Origin of the sequence: Tautonia rosea (assembly GCF_012958305.1) — a bacterium.
GTDB classification, from domain to species: Bacteria; Planctomycetota; Planctomycetia; order Isosphaerales; family Isosphaeraceae; genus Tautonia; species Tautonia rosea.
In genome coordinates, this window is record NZ_JABBYO010000009.1 from 160,292 (window position 1) to 173,961 (window position 13,670).

9 protein-coding genes and 1 pseudogene are annotated in these 13,670 nt (G+C 64.6%); 6 read left to right on the forward strand and 4 right to left on the reverse strand.

What is annotated here, in order from left to right:
- Window positions 1-20: 20 nt before the first annotated feature.
- Window positions 21-1,427: a DUF1552 domain-containing protein gene (locus HG800_RS17220; protein ID WP_169977879.1), complete on the forward strand. Its 1,407-nt coding sequence runs from the start codon at window positions 21-23 to the stop codon at window positions 1,425-1,427.
- A gap of 111 nt (window positions 1,428-1,538) precedes the next feature.
- On the opposite strand, the gene HG800_RS17225 is transcribed toward HG800_RS17220, so the two are convergent.
- The gene (locus HG800_RS17225; RefSeq protein WP_169977880.1) at window positions 1,539-3,032 is read right to left on the reverse strand and encodes an HlyD family secretion protein; all 1,494 of its coding nucleotides are present in this window, start codon (window positions 3,030-3,032) and stop codon (window positions 1,539-1,541) included.
- Between the two features lie 577 nt (window positions 3,033-3,609).
- On the opposite strand from HG800_RS17225, the gene HG800_RS17230 reads away from it, so the two are divergent.
- Together HG800_RS17230 and HG800_RS17235 are read left to right on the forward strand one after the other, a co-directional pair.
- Window positions 3,610-5,115, forward strand: a complete 1,506-nt coding sequence (locus HG800_RS17230) for a DUF1501 domain-containing protein (RefSeq protein WP_169977881.1) — start codon at window positions 3,610-3,612, stop codon at window positions 5,113-5,115.
- 2 nt (window positions 5,116-5,117) lie between these two features.
- Window positions 5,118-6,695, forward strand: coding sequence for a DUF1501 domain-containing protein (locus tag HG800_RS17235; RefSeq protein WP_235963751.1), 1,578 nt, complete (start codon window positions 5,118-5,120; stop codon window positions 6,693-6,695).
- Between the two features lie 60 nt (window positions 6,696-6,755).
- Here the strand turns inward: HG800_RS17235 and HG800_RS17240 are convergent, their stop codons facing one another.
- Both HG800_RS17240 and HG800_RS17245 read right to left on the reverse strand, forming a co-directional pair.
- A complete protein-coding gene (locus tag HG800_RS17240) occupies window positions 6,756-7,760 on the reverse strand; it encodes a ThuA domain-containing protein (protein WP_235963752.1) in 1,005 nt (334 codons plus the stop codon).
- A gap of 60 nt (window positions 7,761-7,820) precedes the next feature.
- On the reverse strand, window positions 7,821-9,125 hold the full coding sequence (locus HG800_RS17245) for a Gfo/Idh/MocA family protein (RefSeq protein ID WP_206352325.1): 1,305 nt from the start codon (window positions 9,123-9,125) through the stop codon (window positions 7,821-7,823).
- A gap of 152 nt (window positions 9,126-9,277) precedes the next feature.
- On the opposite strand from HG800_RS17245, the gene HG800_RS17250 reads away from it, so the two are divergent.
- From HG800_RS17250 to HG800_RS28455, 3 genes and pseudogenes are all read left to right on the forward strand, one after another.
- Window positions 9,278-11,377 carry an alpha/beta hydrolase family protein gene (locus tag HG800_RS17250; protein WP_169977882.1) on the forward strand — a complete coding sequence of 700 codons (2,100 nt, stop codon included), beginning with the start codon at window positions 9,278-9,280 and terminating at the stop codon, window positions 11,375-11,377.
- Window positions 11,378-11,533: 156 nt separating this feature from the next.
- The gene (locus tag HG800_RS17255) at window positions 11,534-11,938 is read left to right on the forward strand and encodes an Ig-like domain-containing protein (protein WP_169977883.1); all 405 of its coding nucleotides are present in this window, start codon (window positions 11,534-11,536) and stop codon (window positions 11,936-11,938) included.
- Window positions 11,883-12,146, forward strand: a pseudogene (locus tag HG800_RS28455) (acyl carrier protein); the annotation flags it as partial. The gene HG800_RS17255 and the pseudogene HG800_RS28455, both read left to right, overlap by 56 nt.
- Before the next feature lie 302 nt (window positions 12,147-12,448).
- On the opposite strand, the gene HG800_RS17265 reads toward HG800_RS28455, so the two are convergent.
- Complete coding sequence (locus tag HG800_RS17265; protein WP_169977884.1) at window positions 12,449-13,597, reverse strand: dienelactone hydrolase family protein; 1,149 nt, start codon at window positions 13,595-13,597, stop codon at window positions 12,449-12,451.
- Window positions 13,598-13,670: the final 73 nt, after the last annotated feature.

Sequence of the window (13,670 nt, forward strand, 5' to 3'; positions counted from 1 at the left end):
CCCCAGGGGAACCCAAGGTCATGACCGACCGCATCGATCCGATCGCCCCCAGCCGCCATGCCGATCTCAGCCGCCGTCGGTTCCTCCGAGGGCTGGGAACCTGCGTCGCGCTGCCGGCCCTCGCCTCCCTGCGTCCCGCCGGAGCCCTGGCCGCCGCCCCCTCACCGGTTGGTGAAGCTCTGGCCACGACCGCCTCGGGTGCCCCGCTCCGCACCGCCTTCGTCTGCTTCCCGAACGGGGCAATCCCCTCGACCTGGTGGCCGAAGACCGAAGCCTCCGGGGCCGATCTCCAGCTCAGCCGCACACTGGAACCGCTGGAGCCGGTCCGCGATCTCGTCCAGATCCTCGGCGGGCTCGACCAGATCAACGCCACGGCCGGGCCCGACGGCGCGGGGGACCATGCCCGAGGCAACGGCACCTTCCTGACCAGCGTCCGCCTGAACAAGAGCGCGACCGACATTCGCGCCGGCGTCTCGATCGACCAAGCCATCGCCCGGCGGATCGGCCACCTGACCCGCCTGCCGTCGCTCGAACTCTCGTGCGAGCCGGGCCGCCGCTCCGGGGCCTGCGACTCAGGCTACGCCTGCGCCTATCAGTTCAACCTCTCCTGGCGATCGCCGACCACACCGATGGCCCCCGAGTCGAACCCCCGGCTCGCCTTCGAGCGTCTCTTCGGCGAAGGCCCGCCCGACCAGCGCCAGGCGAACCTCGAACGGCGACGCCAGGAACAACGCTCCGTCCTCGACTTCGTCATGGACGAGGCCCGCTCGATGCAGCGCCGGCTCGACTCCGAAGACCGCCACAAGCTCGACCAGTACCTCACCGGTGTCCGCGAGATCGAGTCCCGCATCGAGAAGGCTGAGCAGTTCGGCCCCCCCGCCGACCCGGGCATCGACACCCCGCCGGGCGTCCCCCCCGAGTTCGGCGAATACGTGCAGCTCATGTACGACATGATGCTGCTGGCCTTCCAGACCGACTCGACCCGAGTGGCCACCTTCCTGCTCTCGCACGACGGCAGCAACCGATCGTTCGACTTCATCGGCGTGTCCGAGGGGCACCACGACCTCTCGCACCACCAGAATCGGCAAGATTGGATCGACAAGATCTCCGATATCGATCGGTGGTACGTCTCCCAGTTCGCCCGATTCCTCGACCGATTGCGGCAAACCCCCGACGCCGACGGCAACTCACTGCTACAGAACTCGATGATCGTCTACGGCAGCGGCAACGCCGACGGCAACCGCCACACCCACGACAACCTACCGATCCTCCTGGCCGGTGGTGGCGGCGGTGCCTTGAGCACCGGGCGGTACGTCCTTCACAGTTCCGAGCCGATGGCCAACCTCTTTCTGAGCATGGCCGATCTGATGGGGGTCGACGATCTGGCTCGCTTCGGCGACTCGACCGGCCGGCTCGGCAACCTCTGATCTCCGATTGCCTGGGACGACAAACGGCATCAAAGGGGGTCTGGCTGAGAGCCGCGAAGCGGCCTCCAGTTGGCCCCCCACCCTTTGCTCTTGAAATGGGGAGAGCCGCTCCTACGCCGTTTCCGTCTCCTCAGAGGGAGGGGACGATGAGGGAGTCAGATCCGGCTTCGCCCCGACCGCTTCCGAAGCCGGGTCATAAGGGCCGAGGATCACCTCCTCCCCCTCGAACAGCCCCTCAACCACCTGCAATCGATCAATCGACCCAGGACGAACGCCCACGGTCCGACGTTCGACCCCGTCTGGACCGACAACGTAGCAGACCGTCTCTCGTCCGACGACGGCGAGGGCCTCGGAAGGGATCGTCAACGCATTCTGCACGGCCGGCACCAGAATCTCCACCTCGGCGCTCAGGCCGGGAAGCAACCGCTCCCGGTCGTCGAGGTCCACCCGGATGTTGTAACGCATCACTCCGGAAAACTGGGCCATCTGGTCCTCGTTGTCGACAAACGGCGACACCTTGACCACTCTGCCTCGCAAGACGATCCCCGGTTTTGCGTCGACCCGCACCAGGGCTTCCTGACCTTCGGAAACCCGCCAGATCTGGGTCTGGTGGACCTGGGCTTCCACCACGGGACGTTCCAGGTCCGGCAGCATGAACAGCCTCATCCGCCGATAGACCTCCAGCCCTAACCGAATCGGGGTGCCATCCCTCGTGCTGCCGTAGACGAGCTGCCCGTCGTGTGGCGCCCGGATCGTACATCGTTCGATCTGCAACTCCGCCTGGGCCAGGCGTTCCTCGTCCATCTCCCGACGGCGCTGGGCAAAGGTGTGGTTGGCTCGGGCCTGCTCCAGCCGGACTTCAAGCTGCCGGGTGAGCTTCGGCTCGGTGTAGCTCCGGTAATCCGACAGGGATCGCTCGGCGCGGTCGAGCGTCAGCTCGGCGTTGAGCACTGCGATCGCCTCGTCTCGAACAGCCGAAAGGGCGACATAACCGAGGGGCAGGATCCGATTGGTCCAATCCAGGTGATCGCTCTGCTGCTGAACCTGCGATTTCGCCAGCGCGACTTGCCCTTCGAGCCGCATCAAGGTCTCGAGCCGAACGCCGTCGAGGTACTCGGCCAGAGCGATTTCGGCGGCCTGAAGGTCGAAACGTGCTTTCGCCTCGACAGCCCTCGCCTCCTCGACTCGGATTCGTAACAGCCGGGCAATCTCGTCGAACCGCGATGGGTCGATCTCGGCGAGCACCTGTCCTGCGCGGACAGAGGTTCCCTCGGGCACAAGGCTGATGATCGTCAGGCCCGCCGGTGTCTGCGATCGACCACCCCGACGGCCACCGCCGGCCGAGGACGTTGGCAGTCCCGCTCCACTGATATTCTCGACCTCACACTCGATCATCGTGTACTGGGCGCTCTTGATCTGTCCGGGCACCGTCAGGCCGAATCGGGCCTGCGGATCCAGCCGGACGACCTTCGCCACCGGCGGACCCTCCAACTGGCGATCCCGCCCCCAAGGCCAGCGATCGGCCCCGGTGATTCCGGCAAACCCGGTCATCGCCACCAGAGGGGTCGCCAGCAAGAACAGCCTGATCGGAGTCACGAGTCGCATCGCAGGGCTCCGAGTCGAGAGGGGCTGGGGCGTCCGACGGTCCAACCATGACCAGGCCCCACCCTTCAAAACAGCCACGATCCGCGTTCAGAATCGGGCGGACGCGTCAGATGGTCGGGACGGAGATCCTCAATTCATGGTCGTTGCGAGACGAGCCAAGGCGTTCTCAAGCTCCACCAGGCCATGCGCGTCGACGGTTTGGGATCTCTGGCAAAGGCTCACCCCGATCTCGACCAGGCCTCCAACCCACTTCCACGAGCAGAACCTGGACCCAATTCACGAGACCTCCGCCAAGGATTATGAGCGGCAGGACACCCCGACCTGTCCCAACTCTCTTGGCCGTCTTTCCCCCAGAGCTTGATTCAATCCTCCGCCTTTTCCCCGATCTCCGTTCCAGGAGCCTCCCAACAATCAAACCCTCCAACCCATTCGGCACAGCCCACCGCACATCGCTTCGAAGCCATGAATCTCTTCCCCCGAGCCCAACGGTCTGCTACAACTGGGGTGTGTTACACTCCTGTTGAACATCCTCGAGGGTGGCAATCCGCCCTGGCCCGACAGGGAGGGAGACCGTCTCATGATCCGAGTCCTCGGCGGCCCGAAGCGGCTCTGCGACGGCATGACCCGGCGCGACCTGATGCACGTCGGGGCGCTCGGTCTGCTCGGACTCGGTGCCGGTGGCTCGGCTCGATCGGCGATCGCCGCGGAATCGGCTTCCCGGCTTCCCGGCTTCGGCCGGGCGAAGTCGTGTATCCTGCTGTATCTCTACGGTGCTCCCAGCCAGATCGAGACCTTCGACCCCAAGCCCGACGCTCCGTATGAGGTCCGCGGCGACCTGGGGACGATCCCGAGCAACGTGCCGGGGCTCGCCATCGGCGAGGGATTCCCTCGGATGGCGAAGGTGATGGACCGCGTGACCGTCTTGCGGTCGGTCACGCATCCGTACCCGATCCACGGCGTCGCCTTCGCCACCACGGCGACTCCCCGGATCGAGCTGCCGATGGAGCTGAACCCGAGAGACGCCGCCCACTGGCCCTACATCGGCTCGGCCGTCGATGCCATGGATCGGCTCCAGGCACCGGAAGGCTTCGTCCCGCCCGTCCCTCGGAACATCGCACTCCCCTGGGCCTTCAGCACCCAGCGCACGGGAGAGGTCGCCCGGGCCGGCCCGTACGGTGGCTTCCTCGGCCCCTCGTTCGACCCGGTCTGGACCGAGTTCCAGGGCCAGGGGACCGTCACCGCCCGCAAGACCCTCGCCGGCAAGGACTGGGAAGGACCCGAGCCCTATCGAGGGATTACCCCCGACAGCCGCTTCCGACTGGCCGAAGTCACCGGCCGCCCCCCAGAGCTGACGCTCGACCGCCTCGACCGCCGCCGGTCGTTGCTCCAGCAAATCGAGCAGGCCCGGCCCGGTCTCGACGCGACGCTCGACCGCTTTGGCGGCGTCGCTGACCAGCGGTCGATGGCCTTCGGCATGATGCAGTCCGGTCGGCTCGCCCGGGCGTTCGACCTCTCCGAGGAGTCGGACGTTACCCGAGACCTCTACGGCATGACCCTCTTCGGCCAGGCCAGCCTGACCGCCCGCCGCCTGGTCGAGGCCGGCGGCCGGTTCGTCTCCGTCTTCTGGGACGAGTACGGCCTGGCCGGTTATGGCTGGGATACCCACTGGGACCACTACCCCAGGATGAAGGACGAGCTGTTGCCGGGGCTCGATCAGACCCTCTCCGGCCTCTTGCTTGATCTCGATCAACGCGGGCTGCTCGACGAGACGCTCGTGGTCGTCCTGAGCGAGCACGGCCGGACCCCCCGCATCAGCAACATCGCGGGCGGCGGAGGCCGCGACCACTGGTCGCGCTGCTACTCCCTGCTCATGGCCGGCGGCGGGATCGCCCGGGGGCAGGTCGTCGGCAAGTCCGACCGAATCGCCTCCGACCCGGTCGATCGGCCCATCTCTCCCAAGGACGTCCTGGCGACGATCGTTCACCTGCTGGGGATCGACCCAAGCAGCGAGTGGCACGACCGCCAGGGGCGTCCCCTGCCACTCGTGCCCGAGGCCTCGGTGATTGCCGAGGCCCTTGCCTGACCTTGACCCGACCCAACCTTGACCCGACCGACCGAACCGAGGCCCGGCCCGGTGCGCGGCGTGCTCCTCTCCCGATCGACGCCCCGCACCCGAGCAACCGGGTTCCCCCCTTCGGGAGCAGAATGATGCCGATGGAGCCGCACGGCCATAGCCACGACCACGCCTTCCGCCACCTGAACGCGACCGATCGGGAAGGCTTGATGCTCGTGACCCGCCGCAACATGCTCAAGGCGGGCATGGCCGGGATTGCAGGCTTGACGCTACCGGAGCTGCTCCGCCAACGGTCCGACGCGTCCGACGCCGGCCGGCCGATTCCCGGCCGCAAGGCAGTCATCCTTCTCTGGATGGCCGGCGGACCGAGCCAGATCGACACCTGGGACCCGAAGCCCGACCGCCCTTATGAGAACCGCGGCCCCTTCGACGTGATCCAGACGGCCCTGCCCGGCGTCCACATTTGCGAGCACCTGCCAAAGCAGGCGGCGATGCTCGACAAGTTCACCATCCTGCGATCGGTCGATGCGGCCCACAGCAATCACGAGCCGAACAAGGTCTTCCAGACCGGCAACCTTGAAGCCGCCCCCCGCATCAACCCCCGGGGCGACTCCTACCCCGCCATCGGCTCGGTCGTCGCCAAGCACCGCGGGGCGAATCATCCGGGGATGCCCCCGTATGTCGCCTTCCAGACCTCCCGGACCCACATCGCGTACGCCGGGGTCCTGGGCAAGGAGTACGACCCGTTCATCGCTAATCAGGCGGCGCGGCTTCCGATCTACACCAACGTCGGCGTCGATACGGGGAGGATGACCAACGCCGAGCTGTTCAACCTACCCAGCGGCCTGACCGAGCAACGCATCCGAGGGCGTCGATCGCTGCTCGAACAGTTCGACGACACCCGACGCACCATTGAATCCTCTCCCTCGGTCGATGCGATGGACGACTACGGCCGCCAGGCCATCGAGCTGATCGCCGGCCGACGCGCCCGGGATGCCTTTGACCTCGAACGGGAGCCGCAGGAGGTCCGCGACCGGTACGGTAAGCACCTCTGGTGTCAGCAAGCCCTGCTCGCCCGCCGGTTGGTCGAGGCGGGCGTCTCGTTCGTGACGCTCGACCTGAGCTACCACACCGCCTCGGGCACCTGGGACACGCACGGCGACAACATTCCACCCTACGGCGGCATCAGCAAGGGGCTCGGCCCGCTCCTCCCGCTGTTCGACCATCTCATCACCACCCTCGTCAGCGACCTGGAACGCCTTGGTCTGCTCGACGACGTGCTTGTGATCGCCCAGGGAGAGTTCGGCCGCACGCCTCAACTGGGCACCCAGGGCAGCACCGACGGCCGCAACCACTGGACCGGCGTCATGTCAATGTGCATGGCCGGCGGCGGCCTGAACCACGGTCAGGTCATTGGTGCGTCGATGCCCGATGGCGGCCACATCAAGGACCGTCCCGTCACTCCCGGCGACCTCGCCGCCACCATCTACAAGCACATGGGCGTCCCCCTCGACGCCCACTACCTCGAAAAAGACGGCCGCCCCCGAGCGATCGTTGACCGAGGGGCACCCATCGCCGAACTCTTCTGAGCCGATCGTAAAACACACTCGCCCCGGCCCTTACCCGCGGGGCGAGTGTGGAGCACCGCATCAAGGATTTGCCACATGATCAGATGGCTTAACCCCCTTGGTGTACGTATTGAAGCCAAAGGGAGTTGGGTTGTACTCGCCGACAATGTCAACCTTGGTCCCCTCCTCGGGAATCTGATCCTCCATGCTGAGGCACCAGTAGCTGGCATTAACAAGCAATCGCCGCAACCCTTCGCTCAGCAGATCGACGGATGAGCCTGAGGTTGTAGTAAAAATGCGAGCGTCCTTGAACGTCTTTGTCCAGGCAATCGGCATCATCGGGTCGTTTTTCTCCCCCTCGACCGGAGGATCGTCGGGGTTCATGCCAGCGACGACCTGGCCGAGGATCAAGGGTCGGCTGTCACCGGGCAAGGGGAGCGTGACGCCGTAGACGTCGGTCGGCCCCCAGATGTCGCCGTCGTCGATCCCTCGGGTGATCGGGTGATCCTCGGCACCGGGAGCAACGATCCCTCGGGTACTCTCCAACCCGTGGGCGCCGTGGTGGCTGATCCAGGTTTCTCCCAGGACCTGCCGACCGAACCCACCGTCCCATTCCTTGCTCCTCCACGAATAATGAGCATAGGTCGAGTCTTCCGGGAGGTTGAAGGCATGGGTCGAGGTTCGCATGCCGATGATCGGCTTGCCGGATTCGACGTAGTTGACGAGATACTTCATTTGCTCATCGGGCAAGGCACGGAAGCGAAGGCCCATGATCACCAGATCCGCGTCCTCGAGTGCTTCCAGCCCGGGAATGTTGCTGCTATAGTTCGGATCAATCTCACCGGTCTCGGGGTTGATTGCAAAAAGAACGGTGCATTTAAATCCGTGATGGGTTGACAGAATCTTGCCGAGTTGGGGCAAGCCTTCCTCGGAGCGGTACTCCTCGTCTCCCGAGATCAATACAACGTGCTTTCCCGTTCCCGGGCCGGTGCCTCCTTCGTAGACGACCCATTGGTCGTTGGCAAAAGCGATCCCGTCCAGACAGAAGATTCCCAGCATGGCGGCGAATGGCAGAAGTCGAAGCATCAGCATCGTTCCTTGAACGAGTGAATGGAAATTTCCGAATGTTGCAAGCACACGAATTCCTTAAAGCGTCCAGGGAGCCCGATACGACCGACTGAGCAGGGCGTTGGCTTCGTCGTCATCCTTGAAGCGTTCGGCCTCGGGGTCCCAGGTAAGCGGGCGGCGCAGCTGGTAGCCGATCACACCAAGGTGACAGACGGTCGCCGTGCGGTGACCGACTTCAGCCGGGGCAACGGGGCGTGCGTCGCCTCGAATCGAGTCGAGGAAGTTATCGTAGTGGCTCCCTTGCGCATCGATCCGTTCGGCGTCGTCGGGGAGGGGTTCGGCGAGAGATTCCGGCTCGGTGAGGAACTTGGAGCGGCCGACACGGATGATCCCCTCGGTCCCCTCGAAGGTGCAGTCGTCGGGGCCGCCGTGGATCATCTCGACGCCGTTGTCGTAGACGAACCGGAGACCGCTGTTCCCCTCGGAGGGTGGCTCGATCGTCACCGGGCCGGACTCGTGCTTCTTCAGGGCCCACTGGGCGATATCAAAGTGGTGGGCGCCCATATCAGCAATCCCGCCATTGCCATAGGGGGCATAACTGCGCCAGTCGGGGAAGTGATCGTGGATGCCTTTCGGGCAGAGGATCTCGTTGTAGGGGTGGTACTCGGCAGGGCCGACCCAGGAGTCCCAGTCGGTTCCTTCGGGAATCTCCTGGGCCTCCAGATCCACCGGCTTGGGAGGGCCGCCGACGCCAATTCGGACGGTCTTCACCTCACCGATCCGGCCGTTCCAGACCAGCTCGACGGCCCTCGGGAAGTTGCCTCCGAACTCGCCGGGACTGCGCTGCTGGCTCCCGGTCTGGAAGGTGATGCCGTTCCGCTCGACCGCGTCTGCGATGGCGCGGCCTTCGGCGATGAAATGGGTCAAGGGCTTCTCGCAATAAATGTGCTTACCGGCGTCGGCAGCCATGATGCAAGGGATCGCGTGCCAGTGGTCGGGGGTCGCAATGATGACCGCATCGATGTCGTCTCGGGCGAGCAGTTCGCGGAAGTCGGAGTAGACGTCGCAACCGGAGAAGGAGCCGGCATCGTCGCGGTCGGCGATGGCCTTCTCGATCCTTGCCTTCGTATCGTCACGACGCTCCGCGACAACGTCGGCCACAGCGACGACCTGGGCATCAGGTCTGCGGGCCATGCGAACAGCCAGGCCGCGGCCCTGAATGCCAACGCCGATCACGCCGAACGTGATTCGATCATTCGGCCCCACTCGGAGGGTGCGGGCGAAGGCGGGGGTCGCGGCCAGGGCGAATCCGGCGGCCAGGGAACTGCGGAGGAAGCGGCGACGCGAGGATAAGCTGATCGGCTTCGGTCGGGACATCGTCATCAAGGCTCCGTGGCCAGAGAGGAATGAGACCGTCGGGTGGGACTGCCCCTTAGCGGTAGCTCCCTTCTGGCATTAGACTACCGCGAAAGGCCTCTGTGAAGGCGCCGGAAGACCTTCCTCTCCCGAACTTCCGTTCGATTGGAGTATTGATCATGTCGAGGATCGAACGTCACTTGACCCGTCGTGACCTCGCCCGCAACGGGACCGCCCTGACGATGGCCTGGACCCTGGCTCGGGCCATGCCCCCGATCGAATCTGCATCGGCGGCCCTCGTCGCACCTCAGGAGGGAGAACGGACGATCCTCAATCGCTTCCCCCGCTTGCTCCAGGATTTCTACACGGCGAAAGTTCGTCAGATCGAACGCCAGCGCAATCAGACCTTCCGCGATTTGCGCACACGAGAGGATGCCGAGCGGTACGTCGCTTCGGTCCGGGAGCGGATTGCCGAGAGCTTCGGGCCGATGCCCGAGAAAACCCCCCTGAACCCGCAGGTCACGGGAGTAGTCGAGCGTGATGGCTACCGGATTGAGAACGTGATCTTTGAGAGCCGCCCCGGCTTCTTCGTGACAGCCAACCTGTACGTGCCGACGAACCGCGACGGGAACATGCCAGGGGTCGTGGGCAGTTGCGGGCACTCGGCCAACGGGAAGGCGGCCGAGGCGTACCAGAGCTTCGCTCAGGGGCTGGCCCGTCAGGGGTACGTCTGCCTGATCTTCGATCCGATCGGCCAGGGCGAGCGAATGCAGTACCTCGACAACGCCCTGAAGCCAAAGTACGGCGGCGGCACCCGCGAGCACATGATCGCTGGCAATCAGCAATACTTGACCGGCGAGTTCTTCGGCACCTGGCGCGCCTGGGACGGCATTCGAGCACTCGATTACCTGTTGACCCGAGAGGAAGTCGATCCCGAGCAGGTCGGCATCACGGGGAACTCGGGCGGCGGCACGATGTCGACCTGGCTGATCGGCCTGGAGCGGCGCTGGACGATGGGAGCGCCGAGCTGTTTCGTGACCAGCTTCCAGCGTAACCTCGAAAACGAGCTACCGGCCGACACCGAACAATGCCCGCCCCGGGCCCTGGAACTGGGCCTGGAACACGAGGACTTCCTTGCCGCGATGGCACCGAAGCCGATCATCATTCTTGCCAAGGAGCGTGATTACTTCGACGTTCGTGGATCGATTCTCGCACACCGCCGGCTTCAGCGGCTGTACGACTTGCTCGGGGCGAAGGAGAAGATCGGCCTCTTCTACGGTCCGACCGAGCACGGCTACTCGCAGGAAAACCGGGAGGCGATGTACGGCTGGTTCAACACGGTAACGGGAGTTTCCGACGGGTCAAGCGAGCCGCAGCTCACGATCGAGGCGGACGAGACGCTCCAGTGTACGACTGATGGCCAGGTCGGCGGGGAACTGGGCTCGAAGACGGTACTCGACTTCACACGTGCGGCCTCACGTGAAATGGCAGCACAGCGCGGGTCACTCGATGCCAACGCCACTCGGGCTGCGGTCGCGGCTGCCATGAAGCTGCCAGAACCGAGGCCCTTGCCGGCGTATCGGATCATGCGGCCGATCTCGGGCCGCGATTACCCGAAGTCGCACCTTGGAAATTACGGAGTGCCAACCGAACCAGGGGTCGAGGCGATCGTCTACCGACTCTATGACCGGTCGCACGTCTCGCGACCGCAGGCCGATGCAAAGCGGGCGATCCTGTACGTCTCGGACACATCGGCCGATGAAGAGTTGCGCGAGGAACCGTTGATCCGCCGCCTGATCAACGCCGAGCCTGAGTCCGCCTTCTATGCCTGCGATGTGCGAGGGATCGGCGAGTCGAGGCCGAATACTTGCGGGATCAACTCCTATTTCGACTCCTATGGCAACGACTACTTCTACGCGGCTCACGCCATCATGCTCGGCCGACCGGTGCCGACCCAGCGAACGCTCGACGTGTTGAAGGTGCTGAAGTGGCTCAAGGGGATCGGCCATGAGGAGGTCCACCTTGTCTCCCGAGGCTGGGGGGCGATCCCTGCCACCTTCGCGGCGGTGCTGGAGGACGAGGGGTTCGTGACCCAGGTGACGCTCAAGCACGCCCTCACATCGTTCTCCGACGTGGCCGAGGTCGAGCAGTACGACTGGCCCCTCTCGACCTTTCTGCCCGGCGTGCTCACCACGTTTGACCTGCCCGACTGCTACCGGGCGCTGGAGGGGAAGAACCTCCGGTTGATCGAGCCTCGCAAGGCGAAGGTCGAGGGCTGAGAGACCTTGTCCGGACCGTCCACCCTTGCAGTGGCCCGACACGATGCCCATCATGAGGACTCTCGCCGAAGGGCTTCGGAGTGCGGGGCCTGGGAAGTTGGCTGGGCACCTCAGATCCTTATTTCGCTGAGGTGCGACAACGGGAGGTTCGACACGATGCGCGGCTCAATCGGAATCCTTGCACCGGCCTTCGTTTGGCTTTCCACGTCCTCACTGGCCCAGGAGGTCACGCTTGAGGCGGTCCCTCCTGTGGTCGTCGCAACGGTTCCGAAGGCCGGATCGAGCGATGTTGACCCGGCCTTGACCGAGATCTCGGTCACCTTCAGCAAGGCGATGCAGGACGGGAGCTGGTCGTGGTCGATGCTTGGGAAAGACTCGTTCCCCGAAACCACCGGTGCGCCGAAATACCTTGAGGACGAACGCACAGCCGTCCTCCCGGTCAAGCTGATACCAGGCAAGACGTATGCGATCTGGCTCAACAGCCAGCAGTTCCGCAACTTCAAGGATGCCAAGGGACAACCGGCGATCCCCTACTTGCTCGTCTTCAAGACCAAGGAGTGAGGGCACCGGCCCCGACACGGTTGAGAATCTCGAAATTCGACAGCGCCCATCGATTCCAAGAAAACCAATAAGCAGGCAGGGGGCGATGGGCCTCGACACCGTTGAATTGGTGATGGCCGTCGAAGAAGAGTTCGGTATCACCATCCCCGACGACGTGGCGCCGAAACTCGTTCGGCTCGGCGACCTTCATGCATTCGCAGTCGAGGCGTTTCGCGCTCGCGATGAGGCAGTCGATCCCTCCACGGTCTGGGAAGAGATCAAGGCGATCATGCGACGTGAGTTCGGTATCCGCGAGGCGAACCTCGTCCCCGAGGCTCACATCGTCGACGACCTGGGCCTGGACTGACGCCTCACGACTCTCAAGGCCTTTGAGCCCGCAATCGCACATGGGTCGGGGCGGCCGGGGCCATATCGGTCTCAGTCCTCCGATCGGTCTGAAACCGACTTGGGCAGGATAACCCCAGCTACCCCGAAGCGAACACATGAAGCTAAGTCCACCCAATTCCGGGGTCAAGGAGTGACGGGGAGGAATCGCTCGAACCAGGCGAGCATCTCGGCCTTCATTTCGGGAAGATATTCATGGCCAGTGTTCGTATAGACAATGCTGCGAAAGTGCTCGGGAGCACCGAGGAGGGTATAGATCTGCGAGAGCTTCGATTCGAGCGTTTCGACGCCGTCGAGGGGGGCGCCGGGGTCTTCGTCGCCGGAGAGCTGGAGCATCGGGCGGGGGGCGACGAGGGCGTAGATAGCTTCGGTATCGAAGTGGTTGAGCAGGCCGGGGACGAAGTAGTAGATACCGTGGCGGCGGAGATCGCCGTGTGAGAGAAGTTCGCCGTATCGGGTGAAGCAGGCAACGCCGACGAGGGCGTCGATACGGTCGTCGATCGCGGCCAGCCACCAGGAGCGGGTGCATCCCATGCTCATGCCGGTAGCGCCAATGCGGTCGGGGTCGATCTCGGGGCGGGTCTGGAGGTAATCGAGCAGGCATTGCTCGTCGCGGAGCATCATGCCCCAGAGGGTGCGCCCTTGCCAGAGGTGGAGCTTGAACAGGCTGTGCTCCTGGCCGAGCTTGTCGTCGTTCGCACCGCCCGGCCCCAGGCCAATCCGATCGCCGTTGAAGTAGGCGTCGATGGCGGCAACCACGTACCCCTTGCGGGCGAGCATCGGGCCGACGTACTGGCCGTGATCTTCAATCGTGCAAATGCTTTCCTTCGAGCTACCATGACCGTGCAGGCCGACGATCACTGGCGAGGGGCCTTTCAGGTTGTCCGGGATCAAGAGGATGCCGGGGACCACCATGTCCACCCCGTTGTGAAACTGGAACCGTTCGAGGGTGTAGCCGTCGTGCTGCTCGCGCGAGACGACCTCCACGGCTGCCGGATCGGGCCGGGGCGGCAGGTCGCCGAGAAGGTCGAGCAACGTCGATCGGACAGCGTCGCGGCCCTCGGCCTGCCACTGCTCGGCATCGGTCGGCAAAGGCCACTCGGGCAGCGTCATCGCCTTGAAGGTCTCAGGAACAACGGCCCAGGGCTCGCCGGAGGGAGTGCCCCCCTTGCTTGAGCGAGGGGTCACACGCTCCTGGGCCGTCGCGGGCGGCGCGGCATGCGAGGCGAGGACGGCAAGGAAGGCGAAGGTTGCGAAGCCGATTGATGATCGCATAACAACACCTTTCATCTCATCCGGATTGTTTTGATTTCGCGGCGGATGAACACTTTCCCAGCAATGTGCTCTC